Source organism: Paenochrobactrum pullorum, from assembly GCF_041929845.1.
Taxonomy (GTDB): domain Bacteria; phylum Pseudomonadota; class Alphaproteobacteria; order Rhizobiales; family Rhizobiaceae; genus Paenochrobactrum; species Paenochrobactrum pullorum.
On record NZ_JBHEEH010000008.1, the window covers coordinates 1 to 20,797 of the forward strand.

Annotated in this window: 26 protein-coding genes and 1 pseudogene; 15 read left to right on the forward strand and 12 right to left on the reverse strand. The window is 43.2% G+C overall.

Going from position 1 to position 20,797, the window contains the following annotated elements; all coding sequences use genetic code 11:
• Positions 1-363 (forward strand): annotated as a pseudogene (locus JNC77_RS11820) (transposase domain-containing protein); the annotation flags it as partial.
• 66 nt (positions 364-429) lie between these two features.
• Positions 430-765 carry a UCP034077 family protein gene (locus JNC77_RS17660; protein ID WP_510186620.1) on the forward strand — a complete coding sequence of 112 codons (336 nt, stop codon included), beginning with the start codon at positions 430-432 and terminating at the stop codon, positions 763-765.
• Between the two features lie 24 nt (positions 766-789).
• On the opposite strand, the gene JNC77_RS11825 is transcribed toward JNC77_RS17660, so the two are convergent.
• Positions 790-2,145 carry an SNIPE associated domain-containing protein gene (locus JNC77_RS11825; protein WP_374832738.1) on the reverse strand — a complete coding sequence of 452 codons (1,356 nt, stop codon included), beginning with the start codon at positions 2,143-2,145 and terminating at the stop codon, positions 790-792.
• 200 nt (positions 2,146-2,345) lie between these two features.
• Here JNC77_RS11825 and JNC77_RS11830 point away from each other — a divergent pair, with 200 nt between their 5' ends.
• Positions 2,346-2,639, forward strand: a complete 294-nt coding sequence (locus JNC77_RS11830; RefSeq protein ID WP_374832740.1) for a type II toxin-antitoxin system HigB family toxin — start codon at positions 2,346-2,348, stop codon at positions 2,637-2,639.
• Complete coding sequence (locus tag JNC77_RS11835; RefSeq protein WP_374832742.1) at positions 2,639-3,046, forward strand: helix-turn-helix domain-containing protein; 408 nt, start codon at positions 2,639-2,641, stop codon at positions 3,044-3,046. The genes JNC77_RS11830 and JNC77_RS11835 overlap by 1 nt, the downstream gene beginning before the upstream one ends.
• An 80-nt stretch (positions 3,047-3,126) precedes the next feature.
• On the opposite strand, the gene JNC77_RS11840 is transcribed toward JNC77_RS11835, so the two are convergent.
• Together JNC77_RS11840 and JNC77_RS11845 are read right to left on the reverse strand one after the other, a co-directional pair.
• Positions 3,127-3,966, reverse strand: coding sequence for a mechanosensitive ion channel family protein (locus JNC77_RS11840; protein WP_374832744.1), 840 nt, complete (start codon positions 3,964-3,966; stop codon positions 3,127-3,129).
• A gap of 227 nt (positions 3,967-4,193) precedes the next feature.
• Complete coding sequence (locus JNC77_RS11845) at positions 4,194-4,397, reverse strand: phage tail assembly chaperone (RefSeq protein WP_445482848.1); 204 nt, start codon at positions 4,395-4,397, stop codon at positions 4,194-4,196.
• Between JNC77_RS11845 and JNC77_RS11850 the strand changes: the two genes are divergently transcribed.
• The 3 genes from JNC77_RS11850 to rpsU all read left to right on the forward strand — a co-directional run bounded on the left by JNC77_RS11850 (position 4,361) and on the right by rpsU (position 5,820).
• On the forward strand, positions 4,361-4,693 hold the full coding sequence (locus JNC77_RS11850) for a tyrosine-type recombinase/integrase (RefSeq protein WP_374832748.1): 333 nt from the start codon (positions 4,361-4,363) through the stop codon (positions 4,691-4,693). The genes JNC77_RS11845 and JNC77_RS11850 overlap by 37 nt on opposite strands.
• Positions 4,694-5,175: 482 nt before the next feature.
• Positions 5,176-5,385 carry a cold-shock protein gene (locus JNC77_RS11855; protein ID WP_374832750.1) on the forward strand — a complete coding sequence of 70 codons (210 nt, stop codon included), beginning with the start codon at positions 5,176-5,178 and terminating at the stop codon, positions 5,383-5,385.
• A gap of 144 nt (positions 5,386-5,529) precedes the next feature.
• The gene (gene rpsU / locus JNC77_RS11860; RefSeq protein ID WP_374832752.1) at positions 5,530-5,820 is read left to right on the forward strand and encodes a 30S ribosomal protein S21; all 291 of its coding nucleotides are present in this window, start codon (positions 5,530-5,532) and stop codon (positions 5,818-5,820) included.
• Between the two features lie 475 nt (positions 5,821-6,295).
• On the opposite strand, the gene JNC77_RS11865 is transcribed toward rpsU, so the two are convergent.
• Positions 6,296-6,544: a hypothetical protein gene (locus JNC77_RS11865; protein WP_374832754.1), complete on the reverse strand. Its 249-nt coding sequence runs from the start codon at positions 6,542-6,544 to the stop codon at positions 6,296-6,298.
• Positions 6,545-7,060: 516 nt separating this feature from the next.
• On the opposite strand from JNC77_RS11865, the gene JNC77_RS11870 reads away from it, so the two are divergent.
• From JNC77_RS11870 to JNC77_RS11880, 3 genes are all read left to right on the forward strand, one after another.
• Positions 7,061-7,330, forward strand: coding sequence for a hypothetical protein (locus tag JNC77_RS11870; protein WP_374832756.1), 270 nt, complete (start codon positions 7,061-7,063; stop codon positions 7,328-7,330).
• Positions 7,331-7,516: 186 nt separating this feature from the next.
• The gene (locus tag JNC77_RS11875) at positions 7,517-8,491 is read left to right on the forward strand and encodes a hypothetical protein (protein WP_374832758.1); all 975 of its coding nucleotides are present in this window, start codon (positions 7,517-7,519) and stop codon (positions 8,489-8,491) included.
• 320 nt (positions 8,492-8,811) lie between these two features.
• Positions 8,812-9,117, forward strand: coding sequence for a hypothetical protein (locus tag JNC77_RS11880; protein WP_374832760.1), 306 nt, complete (start codon positions 8,812-8,814; stop codon positions 9,115-9,117).
• 514 nt (positions 9,118-9,631) lie between these two features.
• Here JNC77_RS11880 and JNC77_RS11885 read toward each other — a convergent pair.
• From JNC77_RS11885 to JNC77_RS11895, 3 genes are all read right to left on the reverse strand, one after another.
• Positions 9,632-10,525, reverse strand: a complete 894-nt coding sequence (locus tag JNC77_RS11885) for a dihydrodipicolinate synthase family protein (RefSeq protein WP_374832762.1) — start codon at positions 10,523-10,525, stop codon at positions 9,632-9,634.
• Positions 10,526-10,620: 95 nt separating this feature from the next.
• Complete coding sequence (locus JNC77_RS11890; RefSeq protein WP_374832764.1) at positions 10,621-12,000, reverse strand: P1 family peptidase; 1,380 nt, start codon at positions 11,998-12,000, stop codon at positions 10,621-10,623.
• Positions 12,001-12,411: 411 nt separating this feature from the next.
• On the reverse strand, positions 12,412-12,951 hold the full coding sequence (locus tag JNC77_RS11895) for a GNAT family N-acetyltransferase (protein ID WP_374832766.1): 540 nt from the start codon (positions 12,949-12,951) through the stop codon (positions 12,412-12,414).
• 726 nt (positions 12,952-13,677) lie between these two features.
• On the opposite strand from JNC77_RS11895, the gene JNC77_RS11900 reads away from it, so the two are divergent.
• From JNC77_RS11900 to JNC77_RS11910, 3 genes are all read left to right on the forward strand, one after another.
• The gene (locus JNC77_RS11900) at positions 13,678-13,899 is read left to right on the forward strand and encodes a DUF6500 family protein (protein WP_374832768.1); all 222 of its coding nucleotides are present in this window, start codon (positions 13,678-13,680) and stop codon (positions 13,897-13,899) included.
• 48 nt (positions 13,900-13,947) lie between these two features.
• Positions 13,948-14,322, forward strand: a complete 375-nt coding sequence (locus JNC77_RS11905; RefSeq protein WP_374832770.1) for a hypothetical protein — start codon at positions 13,948-13,950, stop codon at positions 14,320-14,322.
• 92 nt (positions 14,323-14,414) lie between these two features.
• Entirely contained in the window at positions 14,415-14,708 is a 294-nt protein-coding gene (locus tag JNC77_RS11910) for a TFIIB-type zinc ribbon-containing protein (RefSeq protein ID WP_374832772.1), read from the forward strand.
• Between the two features lie 80 nt (positions 14,709-14,788).
• On the opposite strand, the gene JNC77_RS11915 is transcribed toward JNC77_RS11910, so the two are convergent.
• The 3 genes from JNC77_RS11915 to JNC77_RS11925 all read right to left on the reverse strand — a co-directional run bounded on the left by JNC77_RS11915 (position 14,789) and on the right by JNC77_RS11925 (position 16,836).
• On the reverse strand, positions 14,789-15,619 hold the full coding sequence (locus JNC77_RS11915) for a VOC family protein (RefSeq protein ID WP_374832982.1): 831 nt from the start codon (positions 15,617-15,619) through the stop codon (positions 14,789-14,791).
• 434 nt (positions 15,620-16,053) lie between these two features.
• Positions 16,054-16,431, reverse strand: a complete 378-nt coding sequence (locus JNC77_RS11920) for an MFS transporter (protein WP_374832774.1) — start codon at positions 16,429-16,431, stop codon at positions 16,054-16,056.
• Between the two features lie 42 nt (positions 16,432-16,473).
• Positions 16,474-16,836, reverse strand: a complete 363-nt coding sequence (locus JNC77_RS11925; RefSeq protein ID WP_374832776.1) for a DoxX family protein — start codon at positions 16,834-16,836, stop codon at positions 16,474-16,476.
• A 146-nt stretch (positions 16,837-16,982) separates the two neighbouring features.
• On the opposite strand from JNC77_RS11925, the gene JNC77_RS11930 reads away from it, so the two are divergent.
• Together JNC77_RS11930 and JNC77_RS11935 are read left to right on the forward strand one after the other, a co-directional pair.
• The gene (locus JNC77_RS11930; protein WP_374832778.1) at positions 16,983-17,582 is read left to right on the forward strand and encodes a TetR/AcrR family transcriptional regulator; all 600 of its coding nucleotides are present in this window, start codon (positions 16,983-16,985) and stop codon (positions 17,580-17,582) included.
• A gap of 105 nt (positions 17,583-17,687) precedes the next feature.
• A complete protein-coding gene (locus JNC77_RS11935; RefSeq protein ID WP_404907916.1) occupies positions 17,688-18,026 on the forward strand; it encodes a YnfA family protein in 339 nt (112 codons plus the stop codon).
• 54 nt (positions 18,027-18,080) lie between these two features.
• Here JNC77_RS11935 and JNC77_RS11940 read toward each other — a convergent pair whose 3' ends face one another.
• On the reverse strand, positions 18,081-18,776 hold the full coding sequence (locus JNC77_RS11940) for an outer membrane protein (protein ID WP_374832782.1): 696 nt from the start codon (positions 18,774-18,776) through the stop codon (positions 18,081-18,083).
• A 256-nt stretch (positions 18,777-19,032) separates the two neighbouring features.
• Positions 19,033-20,517 carry an inorganic phosphate transporter gene (locus JNC77_RS11945; protein ID WP_374832784.1) on the reverse strand — a complete coding sequence of 495 codons (1,485 nt, stop codon included), beginning with the start codon at positions 20,515-20,517 and terminating at the stop codon, positions 19,033-19,035.
• Between the last annotated feature and the right edge of the window lie 280 nt (positions 20,518-20,797).

The following is a 20,797-nucleotide window of genomic DNA, read 5'->3' on the forward strand; positions in this document are numbered from 1 at the left end:
AATCAAAACCGCGATCATCGATATGGAAACATGGCTTGTTTATCACCGTACACGAGTATCGGCAAAAGTCCCATTGGGTGAGGCTTTAAAATATATCGCCAAATACTGGGATGGCCTCTGCCTGTTCTTATCCTCGAGCGAACAATCCGACCAATCGCATTGAACAGAAAAAACGCACTCTTTGCAGGCCACGAAGCAGGTGCCAAAAACTGGGCGATGCTCGCATCGCTAATCGAGACTTGTAAGCTCAACGCCATCGATCCGCAAAAGTGGCTGACAAGCACACTAACTGCAATCGTCAATGGCCATAAACAGTGCGACATAGACCAACTTTTACCATGGAACTATCCAAACAAGGTGTGATCGAAACATCGCTTACAAACCGCCTGTCGTCCCCGCGTTTAACGGAGAGGACAATGCACTATTTAAATGATTACGGGCATCTTGCTCGCGCTTGTGGGCACCGCCTCAGCCAATGAGACAGTCGACATCACATCACATGCAAACAAATGCTGGAACGCACCAACTGGGGTTGAGCACTTAGAGCTAACAGCTCATTTCGATGTGGAGTTTGATAATGATGGCGCAGTGATAGACATTACTTCGACTGACAAAAAAACTCTCAGCGGCGAGCAGAGGGTGTTCATTTTATCAGTATCTCGCGCTATTGAGCATTGCTCTCCATATCAAGGCATAAAATCCGGAGTTCAAAAAGTCGTCTTCTCAACAGGGCCTCACCCCAAATCAATAGATCCTTTCAAATAGAAAAAGCACCAGAAGGCGCTTTATTCAAATCATATCCGGCAGCGCGTCTTTTAGGGTGCTGCCCCCTGTAAGAACGTGCTGTCTTCGGGCTAATGTTTCTCGATAATCTTGTGCTTCAATATCTTTAAAAAACGGTGCTTCGGGTGCAAGCCGTGCAACCGCCTTCTCTACATCATCCAAAGAGGCACGAAAGAATTCTTTGCGGTAATTCTGGGTATTGACACGGGTTGGCTCAAATTCATTATGAAGGGCGCGCTCCAATGAAGGCGCGTCATCACTATAGATTATAGCGTGCGTGTCGAAGATGAAGGGGACACTAGCGTCTCCAAGTTCTCTCACTCTATCCATCGGGTCAAGACGTCTGGTGAGTCCGATTTTAATTACGTCACCACCAAATGAACCTATGTTCGATATAATATAAACATATCCCGATCTGGTTTTTTCGGCCATTGCTTGAGCGCGTTCAAATTTTGCATGCGCTTCTGCTAAATTCATTTCCAGTAATTTTATCTGCTCATTATAAGCTTCAAGCTTCGGCCCTACCGCTTTTTCTGCGTCTGCTTTTGCTTTATTCAAAAGCCGCTGATAACGGTCTTCCTCTTCTTCTGCACGCTCCATGTCACGAAGTAATTTTTGTTCCTCTCGAGCAAGACGAGCCGCCTCAACCCTCTCATCGCGCTCAACCTTTAGCTTTTCACGGTATTCATGGGTCAAATATAACTCTTTAAGCTTAAGCGATAAATATTGCTTAGAGACATAGGTCGTATTCGACTCGTTCAACTTATCAATTTGGGTGCAAGCGTTTACTATGCGCTTTTCCATGGCATTGGCATTGTTCCATCGAATATTAGCAATGGCGGCGTCACATTCATTGTTAAAAGCCCTCAACGTGAGACGTATATTGCGGTTGGCCATGGTCTTTCCCTTGGCTCGACTACCTTCAACCGTCCAATCAGTGGGGCAAATAACGGCCACCTTATTGCTAACCATAGCCTTCTGCTGATCTCTAACATCAACAATTGCCGCTTTATATTCTTCACTATCTGTAAAATCGAAATGAGGCTCATATACTCCCATTTCTGCAAACGCTATTTTTTCATCAAAAATAGCGACTTCTCTTAAAAGGCGATCATAAATCGACTTTTTCTCCCCATACAAAGACCTTAAATCACCTACTTGTATGTTAAGATCAGTAATCTCAGCACTGAGCCTCAATACCTCAGCGTCCAAATCAAGCACTGGTTTGAATCTTTGCTTGATCGCCTCAATCTCAGAAACTAACAATTTTTTAGATCGATATATACGATATAACAAATATAAAAGGAAAATCGGCAGCAGCAAAATAACTGCTAAAATAATAAAAGCCATTGTTGGTGACATGAACTCCCCCTTTATTCTTAGATTTGGAGTTCATACAAAAACACCCTCTAAAGGCCAGACAATTTTTCTCCGTCTTTCGTCCAATAGAAAAGCGCCCCGTAGGGCGCTCTCATATTATATCAAAATTTCCATTTTCGATTATTTCCCATTTTGGGAATTTTTTTACTTGTTCCCAATTCGGGAATGAGTTATATAATGACATGCAGATCATAGCCAAAAAAGCACTCAAAGAATTCTGGGTTAAGCACAATCAAGCTGAGGCACCTTTGACAGCTTGGTATCTAGCGGTAAGCAAGGCCGAATGGTCTAGTCCGCAGGATATCAAGGCTATGTTCGGCTCCGCAGACTTTGTTAGTGACAATCGCGTTATTTTTGACATTGGCGGCAACAAATACCGTATCGTTGTGCATGTGGCATACAAGTTTCACCGTGTTCTCATCAAGTTTGTCGGGACACATAAAGAATATGACAAAATCAATCCGGAGAAGGTGTGATGGAAAATATTCGTCCTATTAAAACCGAAGCCGACTATGATTGGGCTATTGTCGAAATTACCAAATACTTCGAGAATGAACCAGAAGTAGGCTCCCCTGATGGTGATCGCTTCGATATCCTCGCTACTCTCATTGAAGCATATGAGGATAAACACTACCCTATTACGACACCCGACCCTATCGAAGCCATTCAGGCACATATGGATATGGCCGGATATAAGCAGGCTGCCCTTGCTGATGTAATCGGATCACGCTCTCGCGCTTCCGAAGTTCTAAGCAAGAAGCGCCAACTTACTATGGATATGGCATTCAAACTCAACAGAGACTGGCACATTCCGGCAGAGGTTTTAATTCAGCCGTATCATTTGGTAAATGATGCCCCAAGAGATAAAGCCAACGCAGCTTAACGTTCAAACTCCTTGCCTTCTAATGTCGAGGGGAACCACCCCACCAAGACGGACGAATAAAGCGCCCTAAGGGCGCTTTATTATGCTGCTTTATGATAGACTATCTGATTATAAGGAATGCTAATCCCATTTTTATCAAAAGCATACTTAACCTCTTCAATAGTTTTGCGGCTGACAGTCCAGTATTCAGATGCTGCAATCCAATAACGACAATTCAATACAACTGCATTTTCCGCGAGTTCAGCGACGAAAAAAATCGGTTCGGGTTCATTAAGAACACCTTTTTGGGCAGTTATAATTGAATTAATTAGTTGGAAAGCGGCCTGAATATCATTCTCGTAACTAATGCGCACTTGAAAATCATGCAGCCGAGTATCAAGGCGGCTATAGTTGGTAACTGGGGTATTCCAAAGAACTGAGTTTGGAACCACAATATTTAATCCATCATAAGTGGTCAGCTCCGATGTAAATAGGTCAATTTCCTTAACTGTGCCTGCAACCGCACTTGTTGATATATAATCACCTACCGCAAAAGGGCGTAATATCAGTAACATGATGCCCGCAGCAATATTTTGCAGCGTACCTTGCAATGCTAAGCCAATCGCTAAGCCGATGGCACCTAAAGCTGCCAGTATTGAAGCTGTTTGTATTCCAAACTGCCCAAGAACCATAACCAGAACAATCAACAATGTTCCGTAGCGTATAAATTGACTGAGAAAACCCGTTAAAGTTGCATCAAAACCATGAATTTTGGCAAGAGACTTTTTGGCAATCCGTTCCAAATACCCCGCAATTATCCATCCTAAAAGAAGAATGACAATAGCCCCGATTACTGAAAAGGCATATGTCACCAACAAGTCCGATATTTGTAATACTATTTCATTAGTGTTCGAAATAAACTGCTGTGTTTGCTCGCGCATACTTCCACCATCTTAACCAATTGAAATCACAGCGAGTCAAACATTTCACAGTTAAGAAAATCCTTACTTATAGTTTCTTATTAAAAACTTGAGCACTCTCCTTCAATCCTAAGCTCACGCATACGGCCAATACTCATACCTTAGTCTCACTCCCACCCGTTAAACGACTCGCGTCATATGGAGGCGTTAACAAGTGGGAGAACTATGATGAAATCCTTGTGGCTTACCTATGCGTGGGTATCCATATCGCGCAAGATACGGCGCTCCCACGGCTTTATGCCAAGCTGCAAGCCTGATGAATAAGCCTCAATCTCTGCCCATGATATAGGGCTGACGCTCATTCCTGTTGATCGGCTTGCGTTCAAATCCATGAACCACTGCCAGAGATATTGAAATGCGTCAGGCAAGTCTCGCAGATTGTCCGTACCCACTCACAGAATCTGGTTTAAAAAGCGCAATGCGACGGGCTGTAAAAAACTCAGGCGTACAAAACTTTCGCTTCCATGGTATAAGACATACCACCGCTACAAGAATTCTACGTGCCAGCAACCTACGGGTTGCGCAAAAACTTCTAGGACATGAAGATATAAAAACTACGACAAAATATGCTCATGCACTGGTTGAGGACATCAGAAATGCGCTGCACGCAATTAGTCCCACAGAAATCCCTGCAAAGGACAGTGCATCAAATAATAACATATTGATTTTAAAAGAGAGTTCGAAGTAGGGAAACTTTTCCCCATTCAAGTGCGCTACTTAGCTGCGCTACGCTCCGAACCTATGAAAGCCTTAGAATATAAAGACTTTTTAAGCAAGTTCATTAAATCAAGAAAAAGAACATATTGGATATAAAATGACGCCGTGGCACTTTCGTGGACATAAAACGTCACGGAAAACGCCTCAAGCTTTGGCCACGTTGAAATGAATTATGAATAGTCTCATTAATTTAAAACTATCAAATAACCCTATGACGCTTGCATTAATAACGAAACATGAAATTACCAAAAAGTTGAAATCAACAAAAGTTCAAACCAAGGGTTGACATTGCGATTATCTACCATACATTAGGCGTATCGATATTTGCTTGTTTAGCTTTGCTTTTTGCGCACTTTGTGTGTCTTTAACGAACCTTCTTTCAAAAAATCGCTTTCACGTTCACAGTACGCTCTTGTGCTGGGATATCCTATTGTTGCTAAGAAAGGGTTCGTTATGACCACAGGCACAGTTAAATGGTTTAATTCAACAAAAGGCTTCGGCTTTATTCAGCCTGATAATGGCGGCGCAGATGTATTTGTACATATTTCTGCTGTTGAGCGTTCAGGTATGCAGTCTTTGACAGAAGGCCAGACAATTTCCTTCGATACAGAACGCGATAATCGTTCAGGTAAGACATCTGCTTGCAACCTGCAAGCTGCTTAATTGTATAGCCGCCTTCCTTTGACCACGGACGTACTGGCACTGGAATGGCTATAAATTTTGAAGGCTGAGCAATCGCTCGGCCTTTTTTATTTCATTTAATTACCAACAACTCCAATCGTTTATAAAAGCGAGAAAGAGCCTAAATTGCAAGTTCTAGTAAGAGATAACAATGTTGATCAAGCATTACGCGTTTTAAAAAAGAAAATGCAACGCGAAGGTATTTTACGTGAGCTAAAAGCTAGACGCGCCTATGAGAAGCCTTCCGAGCGTAGAGTTCGTGAAAAGGCTGATGCGATTAGCCGGGCACGTAAAGCCGCTAAAAAACAAGCACAAAAAGACGGCCTTCTTCCAAAGCCTAAAAGAAAAACCCCTCTACAAAGAGTGAGATTATCTTCTCCTCAATCGAGCAGTACATCAGCTGCCATTAACGAGTAGTTTCAAAGGCCTGTTGCGTATTGGGCGATAGGCAGTAATTTGTTAATCGCATAGCCTGAAACCACTATCTGAAGCATCAGCATCCACCGAGCGTCATTTGTTTAATTGGCAGCGCTGATGCATTTGGGTAACCTTCGCTCAAGTTGTTCAACATTCAGAGAAAAACTGCCCATATAATTATTAATTGTCTCATTCACCCCTACCCTTTTATAATGACTGACTGACGGCTTTGGCAGCTTTAAGCGTTATTTGATGCTTGCCATCATGACTCCCAACCATATCAGAACGAAATATGAAACAACACCTGCGATTAATATGCGCAGAATGGGTTATAAAGTGGTAACCTTATGCAGTGTGTTCACGCATGCGCTTATCACCGCTAATTCATTTTATAATTAGTGGTGACACCTCTCCCATCCAATCAACAAATGCAATTAAACGCTTAAGGAAATCATATTCCACAGTCGGTGTTTCTTTAACTTGCTTCAAGAAAATATTGTATTTCAGGAATTTTATCATGAAATAGACTTTGAAGCCGATGAGCATATGACTCTAAACTTACCGGCCAGTCAGTATTGACGTCATCCCACAATATATTTGTTGATCTAATTGCTTTTCTAGCGGCTTCACGACGAAGTTTTATAAATTCAGACGATGTTGAGCAGGCAGATATACGCAAAGAATAATGATTTAAAATCTCCAGATAATTACCATTTACAGCCATTGCTAGCTCCAACGATGGCTTGAATGGTGAAATTCCAACAACCAAATCCTCCCTATACAAACAACATAAATGATGTTTTAACCAATGTTACCATGCCATACTTGTATTGACATGATTAATACTTTCGATATCAAAATAAACATTAATGACAATTGAATTATTACTTTAAAGCATCTTCCTGATGCTCTCTAATCTCCCAGTGTCATCAATTGAGGGTGTATTATTGAGGAACAATGTAAGAACAATGTCTGATTGATAAGATACATCTTTGGGCGTTTATATATATTGCTCAGCATCTACTCCATAATCGTTGCTCACCTAATGCATTACTACGTCATCATCGACCAACATAGACAACTCAAAAGATCACTGCCGCTCTCTCGCCCCCCCATCTCATCCAGGCTTTTGTTACTGATAACACAAGCATCTTCAGCTATCTGAAATATGAATAGATTATTCAGTGAGCGTTCATTCTCCCACACGTAATTTGAGATCAGTTCAATGGCAGGAATGATTATGAAACGCAAATATCTTACAAAACTCGCGGTCGTATCTGTATTATTGATGGCACCTTTTTCTCAAGCCTTCGCCTACTCTATCCATGTTAATAACGGCGTATATGTCATTGAGTGCAAGAATGGTTTCACATCACAAGGAACACATCTGCAAGTTAGCCATGCGCAGACTGAATATTTCTGCCGGGTTCGCGGGAGTAGCATAAAGAAAAAAGACGTGGCCCCGAAGGCTGAAATACAGCCTTTCAAAAAGATGATAATCAGCAACTGACCTGTTAATCAATAGAACCAAGAAGCCCCGTGCAGCGTCAATTGCATGGGGTTTATTTTTTAATACTGCTTTCTCAACACATCATAAGCTTTGATAATGGCAGCATAACCTATCAAGCCAAACCCTATTAATAGCTGCAACAGCGACAATCATGAATTTTTTATTGCGCTTGACAGCAGCTACGGTGTGAAACAAGTCTATTTTGAAATCTTGTTTAATATAGAACGGGTTAAAATGCGTCTCATTCTGCCTACGTTTATGCTATCTCTTACCGTCACCTCTGTATTCGCTCAAGCAACAACGGATGGAGTAGACAAAGCTAAATTTAGCCAGTGTGAAGAATTTCTAAAGAACGTGAATGTTCTCAAGCCCCGCAAGGATAATGCCGTTCGGGACATTCCTGAAGGTTGCATCATTTCAAACAGTATTTATGATTCATCGAGTTTCATGGACTGGTCAATTGAAAGAGCCATCGTCGAATTTGACCGCTTTCAGGATTACTTGTCGGATACGCCTGACTTGAATAAAGCTCCGCCGCAATGGGGACGGATTGCGGTAGACGGTATCCGTATGATACTGCAAAGCGGCAACCATATGTCGAATTACATCACCTCAATTCAACAATGGCCAATGGATGTCTCAGCCTCCTACCGCTTTAATCCAGAAAGCGGATTTCTACATATTCAGAATGCAGAAATCAGCAGCACAAAGCTCGGCAAAGCTTCAATCTCTGCCGAAATAAATCTGCCGGCCGGTTCATCGGTTGCATCACTCATAGCTCATCCAACCGCCACACTTTCACATCTGCGTATACGGCTTGATAATCAAGGCATATGGGAGAGTTTCGCCCTACCTGTACTTGCCAATTACGCTGCCTTGCCCTCAGAAAGCGAAGAAAGAGATCTGGAAGCCGATATTGCGCGCCTGCGTGATTTAGCAAGCAAAGCTATTGAAATGCTGCCCGACAGCCAGATCAATGCTAGTTCCCGACAAGCCTTACTCAAATTTATCCAGGATATGCCACATCCGGCAGGATTCTTTGCAATGGATTTACAATTTGATCCACCTTTACCAATCGACAGTGATTTCATTGAGAGCGGCAAGTTGACAGATCAGGCACTCATTGGTGGAAAAATCACTGCCATCTATAGGGCACGCTAAGGCTTTGAAGTGCGAATGATCAGCCTTATATATGGGCGCATTTATGCAAACATATCAATATGCTGAACAAAAATTGGCATTTATCAATTGTATGGAGAAAAATTCTGAGCAGTTTTATAATGACAGCAATTATATGCGGCAATCAAAGCCGCCTTATCAATGATATTTAGTGTGTTATACTTCCTTTGCCTTGCTGATCATCCAACCAAATGTGACATGATAAAATAAAAAATTATGTCTTTATCCATTGACGTTTCAGTCACTGTCGCGTCGAATAGACATTAATTTGAAACTCATCAGCTCAATCGGAGGCCTGGCCAATGAAGAAAGCTATTCCTATCTTTACCGCTGCCCTTATGCTCAATTTATCAGGTGTTTATCAAATCGCAGAAGCGGCTGTAAGCCCATCCAAGCAACGGGCGGCAGAGGTAAAAGCAATCGTTGATACTGTTGCTAAAAAACTGCCCAAACACCCGATCCACTCAGTTATGTATATCCGAGCCAATAATTTTGAAGTGCTTGCTGGTACCTGTTCGCTTCGCGCACATATTTTAACTTCAAAAACAGTGGCAGAAGGTAAGGCTGACAAAATAAAAGTCCGACTTAATCGTGAACGCTGCCAATAATTATGCAAACAGATCAGTATCGTGTCCAAAGAAACATCTGCTTTTCCGCAATCATAGCGATAATATTTGGCGCGATAACTGCTTTATTGTTTTATTATATCACTATATTTGGCACTGGTAATGACGGCTATTTGATAATTTATTGCATTTTTACTGTGCCGATAGCCCTTATTTTCGGTTTGTGGGGATTGTTTTATCACAGGAGCAAACTTGCATTAATCGGGCTTCTACTTTGCTTCTCCCCGCTTGTGGAACTCAATTTTATTTAAAATCCATATTTATTCTGCAATTCAAATTTCATAATTCATAATAAAAACTCTAAAAAAAGGATATAATTGGCTACGGTAACAATACAATCTTGGCCTAAAGCATCACACCTGATTTGCTTCAATAAAAGCGTGTTTTCAGGAGAGACTATGAGTGATAAAATCTATTCATTGATCGCTCTCATCATCGTAGCAATCATTGCCTTCATTGTTACAAAACCGTTCTGATTATGCTTAATCGGAGTGAGTTACCGTAAAAAATCCGTCGAATAATTTTCTAAAACCCGAATGACACTTTCACGATCCGATAAGCTTAAAGGCAAAAGTGGTTTAGGAAGTGCGGCATCTGCTATTTCAAAATAATCAAGCATTTCGTAAGTAACGCGCAAACTGGAATATTTTTTGAAAACATCCCAGAGCGGTTGCAAGCGCATGTTTAAATCCCGCGCTTTGTTGATATCACCGGTTTGCGCTGCATTTGTTAATTCAACACAAATACCCGGAAATGTGCCAGCTAAGACGCTATACCATGTATCAGCGCCTGCAATCAGTGCATCAGCGCAACCCCAATCTCCACTATAACCGATTTCAAAACCCGTTGGCATATTGACTCTTTGGCGTTGTAAATGTTCTTTGATTTCACAGACTGGCAAAGGGTTCTTAATCCCGACGATATCGGGCATTTGAGCTAAACGGAATATCAAGCGCTCTGAAAAAGTAAAATGAGTCGTTGAAGGGTTGTCATAAATACATAATGGCAGGCCGCTTTGACGGGCAACTGTTGTAAAATGCACAAATACTTCATCTTCGGTGAGTGGTGTGTAGGATACAGCAGATAGTAATCCGGCTGTCGCTCCCATTGCTTTCGCGTCTTTGGCATAATTCACCGCATCATCAGTACGCATGGCACTGATGCCGACGACAAGCGGCACCCGTCCGTTATTCTGTGTCTGCGCCACTTCAATGGCCTGCCGCCTCGTTCTCTCATTCAGGTACATATATGCACCCGTACTACCCAAAAGACCGATAGAATGAACACCTGCGGTAATCATCCGTTCGGTTAATTGCTTCAAAGCTTCACTATTTAAAATCCCCTGTTCGCTGACGGGCGTCACAGGAAAAGCAGAAAGACCGTGAAGCATTACATGTACCCTTAATTCATATTTGGATATTTTTATGAGCGAACATTAAACCTATAGCAATAAGGCGGCCCGCAGGCCGCCCGTAATCAAGATAATTATTTGCTCGACTTAATCGATTTTTGCTCCCAATGACCGGGATTGATCGTCAGCCCACTTGCCTCATCAAACTGAAGAGCTAGCGGATAACGATCTGCAACAGTAAAAAGATTTTCTGAAACTGCAGAGAGTTTAACCGGTTTTTCTTTACCAATTGCAAAAGCAGGTCTGTCACCCACTGCCTGCGCATAAAGCTGACCATCTTTATGCGTAATTTCGACAGTTACAAAAGGACTGAAAACATATTTACCTGTCATTTTAGCCAAGTTATCTTCTGATAATTTCAGATCTTCGGCAGGAACCAATTTTTTCGGCTGCTCAGGCACTGAAGCGAGAATAGCATCCCACATCACTTCTGATGCAATTGCACCCAGATCACCTGTACTAATTCCTGCCCCCAAATCACTTGCAGACATGCCGCCTGCCTTGACATCGTCCCCGACTTCGCCGGTTGAGACTGCATAGAGAACGTCACCGTCATTGACGGTGGCGAAAGGCTGTAACCCTCGTCCCATTGAGGTATGTACTTGCACTGCCAATCTTTGCAGTTCCGCATAGGTCATTTTTTGATTGGTCACAACGAGACTGATGGTTGTATTTTTATTATCGGCACCTTGCGGAACACCATCCCAACCAAGTTTACGGCTATGAGGAACACCTGCAAAAAGATCTGCGGTTTTAGTAGATTCCGGCCAGGTACTGTCTTTAAAGCAAGTGACAATTGATCCATCACGATCAGTAATCACACCGCCTGCATTTACAACCGTAAAAGCAGCGATTTTAATATCACCAATCTGACGGAAAGCGCCCCCTTGACCTGAATAGGAGCCGCAACCAAAGAAGCCACCGGAACGGGCAAAACGCCCTGCTCCCTGCGAACCAAGAGGAAACACACCTGGTCTCACAGCCCGCAATGCAGCCTGCGCCAGTTTTTTATCCGGATAAACTTCATTGAGACGACGGTCGCCAAAATCGTAAATAATGGCACCCACTGTCAGCGCCAAATTATCCCAATAACCATTGCGGATATTGTCGTCTTTCAGACCTGTTGCCACTGCTGTGGTGCTTTCCAAGCCGTACCAAGAGCCTCCTGAAAAAACCACTGCATCAAGTTCCGGCTTTTCATAGCCAAGGCGCAAATAATCCGTGTTCACAGTACCGGGCGCACCGCCGCGCACATCCACTGCGCCAAGTGATTTCTTGCCAAATTTGAATACGGTAACCCCAGTCGGACCTTCTTCATATTCTCCGGTGCCAATTTGAAGTGCCGGCCAGTCAAATTCCAATAATTTCTCGCCAGAATTAATAAGCGGCTTTAAATTCTGCTCTGCCAAAACAGGTGTTGTGATAAGACAAGCTGCTAAAGCAAAGCTTGCCATTCGAAGGGGTGCCCCCCCAGTCGTTCTTATTTTCTGATGTTCCCGAATATAATTTTTTTTATGACCAGTATCCATTCTCTTCTCCCATTGAATGTTACTATTCTATCTATACGAATAGATTATATAGTTATTGTCAATGTGCTTATTTCAGCAATTTTATTGCTATTCAAAATGAATATATGATCAAATTAGAAGATGAAGATATCGAAACAAGTTTTTGTTTATATTGAATAATATCAGTATATTTATCTAATGTTATGGCTTCAATCTAAAACATCCCATTTTTGAACCAATATTACGTAAAATGTAATGAAAAAAATCTGAACATCAAAAAAACGACTCATACGAAAGTCTAAGAAAGATAAAAATGGCTATAAATACCGCTCCCCATAAGGCGGCATCATATAAAACTCAGCTCAAAAAATAATGAATGAGATGGATATCATCCGGCTCCATCTCATAGAGTTTCTTATCTGGTTTTGTGGTTAAAACACCACCTTGGTGCATATAAAAATCAACGGTTCGGCGTGTGGATGTCGCAGATATATAAAAGCCTTTCGCACCCTGTTCTAGCGCGATTTCTTTGCAAAGCCCATAAAACTTGGATGCCAGCTTTTTTCCGCGCCAATCATGGCTGACATGCAAAAACGGCAATTGGCGCAAATCCGGATAATCGATTACAGGACGTGCATCAACAACGCCGGCAGCCACTAATTTTTCATCATTAAATGCTCCTAAAAACACACCGCCATGATCAAAGCAATCAAGCAAGACCGGTGTATAAAGCTCCGGCTCACCATCCGGCCAGTCGCGCGTGTCATAGAATTCAGAGCGAAGATACAAATCGCCATCTTTTACATAATAAACATCTTCAACAATTTCGCGTCGTTCAATCTGCCAGACATTTTTAACTTCATCTCTTTGAAGACGGCGAATAATGATATCGTCCATACTTTTCTAAGCCACATTTTGAATGTAATAAATTTCATGCTTTCTGACAGTTTGGTATCAATTTAACAAGTCGGCAGCCTTTATGAGTATGATTTTTAAAATGAATAGTTTCTGCGTTATCAAAAAAACAAAGCCGCAAAATGCCCTTATTAAAGGATGTCTCTATGGTTATCGACGGTAACATCGCGGCGGTATTAATCCATGTTTCAAACAATTAGCGCATCCCTTTATCGTGGCCCGATTACAATTCAGGACAATTTAAAAACGTGCCAATTTATAGATCCTTGGGGCAATTGCATTGGCTTGAGAGGTGCATGAAATGCGCAGACACAACAGAAAGTTAAACGGATGATTATCTCAGTCGAAATAGCGCCAAAAAGCTTGAAACCACAAATTCATGCGCTGTTGCTGACTTATCTTCATGAGCTCAGCACCTATGATGAAATAGATGATGATTACCCGTTGTCGGCGATGAGGCAGATGACGTGCCGGTACTTTTACAGCTGATTGCCATGCAAAGAGGCATACACTTTACGGCTCGGCTATTGCCAAAACTCTGCCTCAGGATGTGGTCGCCATTCCACTGGAAGATATGCATTGCAATTTCAATATCGGCATCGCTTGGGATAGACAGCGTGAAACCCCGTTGATGAATGACTTCATCCGGTTTATTGAGGCCAATTCCTTTATGATTAACACCCAATAAATAACCTTCAGGAATATTCAATGCGTAATAGCTTAAACCAAAAAGTCATTGAGGTTTGCAATCAAAAGATTGCAGCCAAAGGTGATAATGTCGGCCTTTCTTTTTACGCATTTTTTGCCAATAAAAATGATGATCCGGAGCTGTTGATGGAAGCAGCAGAGTGGTGGATCAGAACGCATAAGCTCGACCACTTTGAAAAAACAGTCAAAATCAAAGCTATGGTTGAGCGTGAGATATCTTAAAATTTCGCTTGTTATTTTAACATCTTCATCAAGGCGGTAAATTAATCAATGCTCAGTCAGCTATTCAAGCCTTTGATTACATCTTTGATCGCAGGCAATATTTTTATATTCACGTCGCCATTCGCATCTGCCGCCAATTGGGAGATTTGTGATCTGACGGTTCAGGTTCAAAAGCCTCAAACGAATGAGCATATGCTTTTTGCAAAGATTATCAGTGTGAAAGCGCAAGGTCAGGCAGAATGTCCAAAAACCGGCGAAGCATTCAACTTTCAGCCGGAAAGTGAGGACTATCAATCCATGATCCCGCGTAAGAAGTGGCCAAAACCAAATCAGATCATTTCTGTACGCTATCGTTATCTGGATGGTATATGTAAAAATTCCGGCCCCTGCCGTATCAAACACTCTTCGCTCATGAAAAACTAGCGCGAGCGATTATAAAAAATTTTGAGCAATCTTGAAAAGTCATAATTCGCTTCCCAGTTTCATTTGAAAGCAAATGAGGAGTCTTAAAGATAATGCTCTGCCCTATTGATAATAGTGAACTGGTCATGTCCGAGCGTCAGGGAATTGAAATTGATTATTGCCCTAAATGCCGTGGCGTCTGGCTGGATCGCGGTGAGCTGGATAAGATTATTGAACGATCAGTTCCCGCAGAAGAGCCAAGAACCGCTTACCATAATGATCAGCGCTCCGGTGATCGTCAATATGACGGGCGCGCTCATGACGGTCGTTACAGACGTGATGATGATTATGAGCATAAAAAATATCTTAAAAAGAAGTCGCTGCTCGGCGAATTATTTGACTTCTAAGATTTGCAGCCATCACTTGCGGTTGTTTCTAAAAGTCCCGTTTTCATCAACGGGACTTTTTTAATGATAGAACGGTTTCTTCAGACTTTGCTGGTCGTGATTACATTGCCCCAAGGATCTTCAAATGTATTCGAAGCGCCGCCACGGCTGTCTTCAAGTACTACAAATGACAATCCTGCGCGGTCTAAATCGCGTTTTTCTGCACGATTACTTTGCCAGGAATTGGCAGCGATATGGTGATGATAGCCGCCGGTTGACAAGAAAACAGCCTTGTCACCATAAGCTTGCACCGTATCAAAACCCAGCTCGTCATGCCAAAAAGTTTCGGCGTGCTGTGCATTGCCAACGCGCAGATGCACATGACCGACAACTGTGTTTTGCGGAGCCTCAAGCCACTCACCGCCTGCATGTTTTCCAGCATCCAGCAAATTGCCAACATCCAGAGCTTCAGTTCCCATCACCACCTGTGAGCCGTTCCATTGCCAGCCTTCATGCGGACGATCGGCATAAATTTCAATGCCGTTGCCTTCCGGATCGGTGAGATAAACCGCTTCACTGACATTATGGTCGGAAGCACCGGCAACCGGAATTTGTTTATCAATAGCAAAGCGCGCCCAACGTGCCAGATCAACACGCGAAGGCAACAAAAAGGCCGTATGATAAAGACCCGCGCTACGTGGATCATCTGGTTTGGCAGAAGAAAACTGCTCGATTTCAAGTAATTCCCGATCACCCGCCCCTAGAATAATCGTATGATTACGACGTGCTATTTCCTGTAAGCCAATTATATTCCGGTAATATTGAGCCAAACTTTCGGCATCGCGTGATTTCAAGCCGACACGGGCAACACGCACCGGCGTTGTCATGGCAAAAGGCAATGGCGAAACGACTGGTGACAATTTCTCATCCATGGTCACTCTCTCCTGTGACAGATCCCCGGCAAAGCCAACACCCGCTGTGGTCAAAATAGATGCCGTACTCGCCAAACCGGCAGCAATAAAGGAGCGTCTGTTCATCGCCTTTTGATCTCTTTTCATCCTCAGCATAAGCGCTTTTCTAATAGAGAGATCGTCTTTATTCATTGTTCAAACAAGTCGTAAAATTGCAAACAGCCTGTTCACAAAAAGAGATCAATAGCATTGGCGGCCTTTATTGAAAGCTGCCATTGCTGATTTCATAAATTTACTTTTTACTGGCAATGCCCGCCGAGAAAATACCAATCACAGTCAGCAATGCGATGCCGAATGTTACATAACGCGCGGCATCAATGGCAGCATCATCTCCTGCCGCCATCAATGTACCTGCCAATGCAGAGACAACACCGGTAGCGCGCGCCTAATGACGCTCAGGCAATGGCGGCACGACCAACAATTAAAAGCTCCATTGTCGGACTGACTGCATTGACACCTGCTCCGATCGCAAAAATGACAAAAGCCATGACATAAGTAAAAGCTGGCCCCTTCCATTCTAAAGTGCGGCTGACAAAAAACGAGGCGACAATAACAGCGATCACAAAACCTGTCGTGACCCAGGCATAATATTGCTGTCCGCCGATATCCTCAACAATGGAAGGTAATAATGCAGCCGTAAAATAAAGGTTCATAGCATAAAGCAAAACGCCGCTTGCCATGACTACAACGATAGCCAAATGACGGCCGGATAATAGTTCAGACCAATTATCTGCACCAGCAATTGGCTGATCCGGCATAGTAGTACTCTGCACGGGTAAATCTCCGGTAAGATTTGAGAATGACATGGAAGGAATTCAGTCAGATTGTTTATTGACGAGCAAAGACAGCCACAGAGAAATCAGTGACACTGTCAAAACAACCAGTGGCGCAACCGCGTGACCGTAATCGGCATTCCAAACTGTGGTTAATGAGGCGGCCACCATAACCAATGCTCCAAGCAATGAACCCAAAGAGCGACTTAATCGGTTTATCAGCAACATACTGGTCGTAAATTCAAGAATGGCGGTCACATAGTGGAACCAGTCCGGATAGCCCCATGCTGCATAAGCAGCAGCGTTTTTTTCATTGAGAAAGAAATTGCTATAAGCACCGAATAAAAAGAAAACAGCCAATATCAAGGCGATTACAGTGGATAGAATTGGACGAAGTTTGCGCATATATGTCTCGCTAAGCAGATAATGAATTCATCCCTAAAGATCTGGACGGAAGGATGATTCCACTATAGTTTGAGCGATCACTCTATTTATTTTTAACAGGCCGTCAAGGTTATTAGAGTGATCACTCTATAAATTGGAGAGCGAAAATGGCGCGCAAAATTAATCCCGAACAGCATGAAGCAAAGAGACAGGAAATTTTAGCAGCTGCCCATGATTGTTTTCTGGCTCACGGACTGCAAGGCGCATCCATATCCATGATATGCAAGGAAGCCGGCATGAGCCCCGGCCATCTTTATCATTATTTTGCCAGCAAAGATGCCATCGTCGAAGCTATGGCGGATGATTACCTGAAGAAATTACACGCTTATTTCGATGTGCATTCCGAAAGTGATGAGACTGCAACTGTTCTGGTATCGGAATTATGGAGCATGAAAAGCTGGACGGAAGTTGAGCATTGCCGCATCACTTTTGAGCTTTTTGCCGAAGCCGCCAGAAATGAAAATGTCCGCCAAATCATGATAGCCAATACGGATAACGTCAGACAACTTTTGATTGCCACTTTGCGCGCCGGACAGGCGCGCGGAGATGTTGACGCAAGTTTTGATCCTGAGCACACCAGTGCGGTCCTCATCTCATTGATTTACGCTGCTCCGATGATACCGCTTATTGCACCTCAAAGTAGTTTTGAAACGAGCCGCGGATTGATTACCATGATGATCCGAAAATTTTTGAAACCAGCAGCATAATGTACAATGGCATCCACTTCACCCTGCCAGCTTTTATTTAAGTAATGGCGACTGAGGCCTGATGTGATAAACAATAGCCAGTCTATTTTCGCATGAGATCAAATGATGCCTGTTGCTAGCGCCCTTAGCCTTTATATTCTTGCCGCCTTGGCCGAAATTGCTGGTTGTTATGCTTTTTGGGCGTGGCTTCGTCTGAATAAAAGCCCGCTCTGGCTTGTCCCAGGCATTCTTTCATTGGTATTTTTTGCCTGGATTTTAACCCGAATAGACTTGGATTTCGCCGGACGCGCCTATGCAGCATATGGCGGCATTTATATAGTCGCCTCAATCTTCTGGTTGTGGTTTATCGAGCAACAAATGCCAAACCGTTGGGATATTATCGGCGCTGGCTTATGCCTTTGCGGCATGATGATTATTATATTTGGGCAACTTGCAAAGATTTAGACAATAAAAAAGCCGCCCTTTCAGGCGGCTTTTTAAAATCACGAATGTATAAGATCAGAACTTATATGCAACACCAAGGCGTACTTCATTAACAGTGAACTTGTTGCGGGAATTAAAATCAAGACCATCAACAGTTCCGGCGAAATCTTTACGACCGTAATCCGTATAACGGTATTCCAGACGCATGATTACATTGTCTGTTGCGGCATAATCAAAGCCACCACCAACGGTCCAGCCAGTACGGGTTTTGCTATGGGAGTATGTTTCACCATCAATAGTCAGTCTGTTTTTCACTTCACCGAACGCAACACCACCAGCCAAATATGGTAGGAAGCGGTCATAAGCGATACCAACACGGGCACGAACAGCACCTGATGTACGCAGTTTGCTTTCTAAGCTATCATCTCCCAAAAACTCATCGGTATCATGAACAGTCTTCTTCAGACCATTAAAGGTTACATCACCATCAATACCGAAGATAAAATTGCTGCCGGTATCAAAGTTATAACCCGCATAAAGACCACCGAGGAAACCGTCAGGCTTTACTTTTTCCGAGCCATCCTCACCGCTGAATTTTGAAGAAGCCCAACCATAACCAATCTGACCACCGACATAACCGCCAGCCCAGCTGAATACAGGCGCAACAACTACCGGAGCTGGTTCTTCATAAACAATCGCATCAGCTGCATTCGCATTGTAACCAGCCAAAACAACAACTGTTGATGCCATTAAAATCGACTTGATATTCATACCAATCCCCAATCACTGTATAAGCGAATTCAATTACGTTTCGAATATAAATATAAGCCAATTGCAAAATATGTCTGTAGCAAAATGGGCACAGTGACCATTAACTTGATTCCAAAAATCGCTCACACTTTATTTACCAAGTCAATAAAGCATCTAAGTCATTGTGAAATATGATACATTATTTATAAAGCAGTAAAACGAAAAGCCCGTAACACATTTATGTGAACGGGCTTTTTTTACTTTGACAGGTTATTTTTTATTTAATCAGCAAGCTTAAACTCAAATAAAGAAGCGCTGACAAAATACCGGTTGCAGGTAATGTAACAACCCAAGCCGCCCCAATTGTCATAACATGGGATCGGCGAACCAGTTTACGGCGGCGCCGTTCTTCCGGAGCAATTCTGTCTTCTGTAGGAATAGTCAAGTGTGCTTTACGCAAACGACGTTCTGCATCCCATTCACGAAAAAATCCAACGCCGAAAATAGCGCCGACCGCAATATGGGTTGAGCTTACCGGCAAGCCAAGCCAGCTGGCAATAATGACGGTTACAGCAGCGGAAAGCGCTACACAATAAGCGCGCATCGGATTAAGCTTGGTGATCTGGCTACCGACCATCCGGATAAGTTTTGGTCCAAACAGGAACAAGCCAACCGAAATACCAAGCGCACCGATTAGCATCACCCAAAAAGGAATCGTTACTTCCTCGGCAAACATACCTGTATGCGAAACCTGTACGATGGCAGCCAACGGCCCGACGGCATTAGCCACATCATTGGCACCATGCGCAAAGCTCAAAAGAGCTGCAGACACAACCAATGGAATACCAAACAGAACTTTGATGGACTTGTTGCGGTTTTCAAGACCTTCAGACTGGCGACGGATAATCGGCACCATAATGAAACCAATCAGCACACCAATAGCGAAGCCTGCTAATAAAGCCGCCTGAATAGAAATCGGATAGATGTTCTGCATCGCTTTGAGAACAAGATAAGTTGCAAATGTCCCGGCCATAAAGCCAACCAATACAGGCACCCATTTGCGTGCCGCAGCAATTTTATCCGGCTGATACACAATACGCGCTTTGATAAACCACAAGAAGCCCGCGGCAATAATACCACCCAAAACCGGCGAAATCACCCAGCTTGCTGCGATCATCCCGATCGTACCCCAGCTGATCGCGCTCAAGCCTGCCGCTGCAATCCCTGCCCCCATTACGCCACCAACAACAGAATGTGTAGTGGAAACCGGAGCACCAATCCATGTGGCTATATTGACCCAAATCGCAGAGGATAGAAGCGCTGCAACCATAGCCCAGACAAAGGATTCCGGCGTTCCCATTGATTGTGGTGCGATGATACCGGTGGCAATTGTAGAAACCACATCGGCACCGCCGATAAAAGCTCCAGCACTTTCGAAAATGGCAGCAATCGCAATGGCGCCACCCATGGTCAGCGCATTGGCACCAACAGCCGGCCCCATATTGTTAGCGACGTCATTTGCACCAATATTCAATGCCATATAGGCACCAAAGATAGCGACGATGACAATAAAGAGGCTGTTATTGGTTTGCCCTAAAGATACCAATGCGATCAAACCGGCTAACACGATAAAAACAAAGCCAAGGCCGGGGGCAACCATAGGACGCGCTGTATAACTAGCTGCACGTTCAAGCGTTGAAAAACGCCCGAGGTCACGATCAAGCGTATCGAGATGATCCGCTTCGAAGTCATTGCCAGACATAGTGTCTCCGCAGTTTCGAAAGTCGCAAGATGTCACCAGACACACCAGTGCATGATGCAACGATCCATTGATAAATGATGAAAACGAACATAGAGGTTGATGAGTTCGATTTAATCAGGCTTTTTTAATTATACACATAATTCAAACTTCATACTGAACACGAGTGCATAAACCAGCCAACGAATAGCAAAACCTGATTGTATATCGTCCTCATTGTGGAAAAAGCAGAAACAATCCAATTCATCGTGATACGTTTTACTGAGATGGTTCGAAATTTTTA

Coding starts and splice junctions, on each gene's coding strand:
- JNC77_RS17660 (WP_510186620.1), top strand. CDS start 430: ATGATTACGGGCATCTTGCTCGCGCTTGTGGGCACCGCCTCAGCCAAT.
- JNC77_RS11825 (WP_374832738.1), bottom strand. CDS start 2,145: ATGTCACCAACAATGGCTTTTATTATTTTAGCAGTTATTTTGCTGCTG.
- JNC77_RS11830 (WP_374832740.1), top strand. CDS start 2,346: ATGCAGATCATAGCCAAAAAAGCACTCAAAGAATTCTGGGTTAAGCAC.
- JNC77_RS11835 (WP_374832742.1), top strand. CDS start 2,639: ATGGAAAATATTCGTCCTATTAAAACCGAAGCCGACTATGATTGGGCT.
- JNC77_RS11840 (WP_374832744.1), bottom strand. CDS start 3,966: ATGCGCGAGCAAACACAGCAGTTTATTTCGAACACTAATGAAATAGTA.
- JNC77_RS11850 (WP_374832748.1), top strand. CDS start 4,361: ATGCGTCAGGCAAGTCTCGCAGATTGTCCGTACCCACTCACAGAATCT.
- JNC77_RS11855 (WP_374832750.1), top strand. CDS start 5,176: ATGACCACAGGCACAGTTAAATGGTTTAATTCAACAAAAGGCTTCGGC.
- JNC77_RS11865 (WP_374832754.1), bottom strand. CDS start 6,544: ATGGCTGTAAATGGTAATTATCTGGAGATTTTAAATCATTATTCTTTG.
- JNC77_RS11870 (WP_374832756.1), top strand. CDS start 7,061: ATGAAACGCAAATATCTTACAAAACTCGCGGTCGTATCTGTATTATTG.
- JNC77_RS11880 (WP_374832760.1), top strand. CDS start 8,812: ATGAAGAAAGCTATTCCTATCTTTACCGCTGCCCTTATGCTCAATTTA.
- JNC77_RS11885 (WP_374832762.1), bottom strand. CDS start 10,525: ATGCTTCACGGTCTTTCTGCTTTTCCTGTGACGCCCGTCAGCGAACAG.
- JNC77_RS11890 (WP_374832764.1), bottom strand. CDS start 12,000: ATGGCAAGCTTTGCTTTAGCAGCTTGTCTTATCACAACACCTGTTTTG.
- JNC77_RS11895 (WP_374832766.1), bottom strand. CDS start 12,951: ATGGACGATATCATTATTCGCCGTCTTCAAAGAGATGAAGTTAAAAAT.
- JNC77_RS11900 (WP_374832768.1), top strand. CDS start 13,678: ATGCGTAATAGCTTAAACCAAAAAGTCATTGAGGTTTGCAATCAAAAG.
- JNC77_RS11905 (WP_374832770.1), top strand. CDS start 13,948: ATGCTCAGTCAGCTATTCAAGCCTTTGATTACATCTTTGATCGCAGGC.
- JNC77_RS11910 (WP_374832772.1), top strand. CDS start 14,415: ATGCTCTGCCCTATTGATAATAGTGAACTGGTCATGTCCGAGCGTCAG.
- JNC77_RS11915 (WP_374832982.1), bottom strand. CDS start 15,619: ATGGATGAGAAATTGTCACCAGTCGTTTCGCCATTGCCTTTTGCCATG.
- JNC77_RS11925 (WP_374832776.1), bottom strand. CDS start 16,836: ATGCGCAAACTTCGTCCAATTCTATCCACTGTAATCGCCTTGATATTG.
- JNC77_RS11930 (WP_374832778.1), top strand. CDS start 16,983: ATGGCGCGCAAAATTAATCCCGAACAGCATGAAGCAAAGAGACAGGAA.
- JNC77_RS11935 (WP_404907916.1), top strand. CDS start 17,688: ATGCCTGTTGCTAGCGCCCTTAGCCTTTATATTCTTGCCGCCTTGGCC.
- JNC77_RS11940 (WP_374832782.1), bottom strand. CDS start 18,776: ATGAATATCAAGTCGATTTTAATGGCATCAACAGTTGTTGTTTTGGCT.
- JNC77_RS11945 (WP_374832784.1), bottom strand. CDS start 20,517: ATGTCTGGCAATGACTTCGAAGCGGATCATCTCGATACGCTTGATCGT.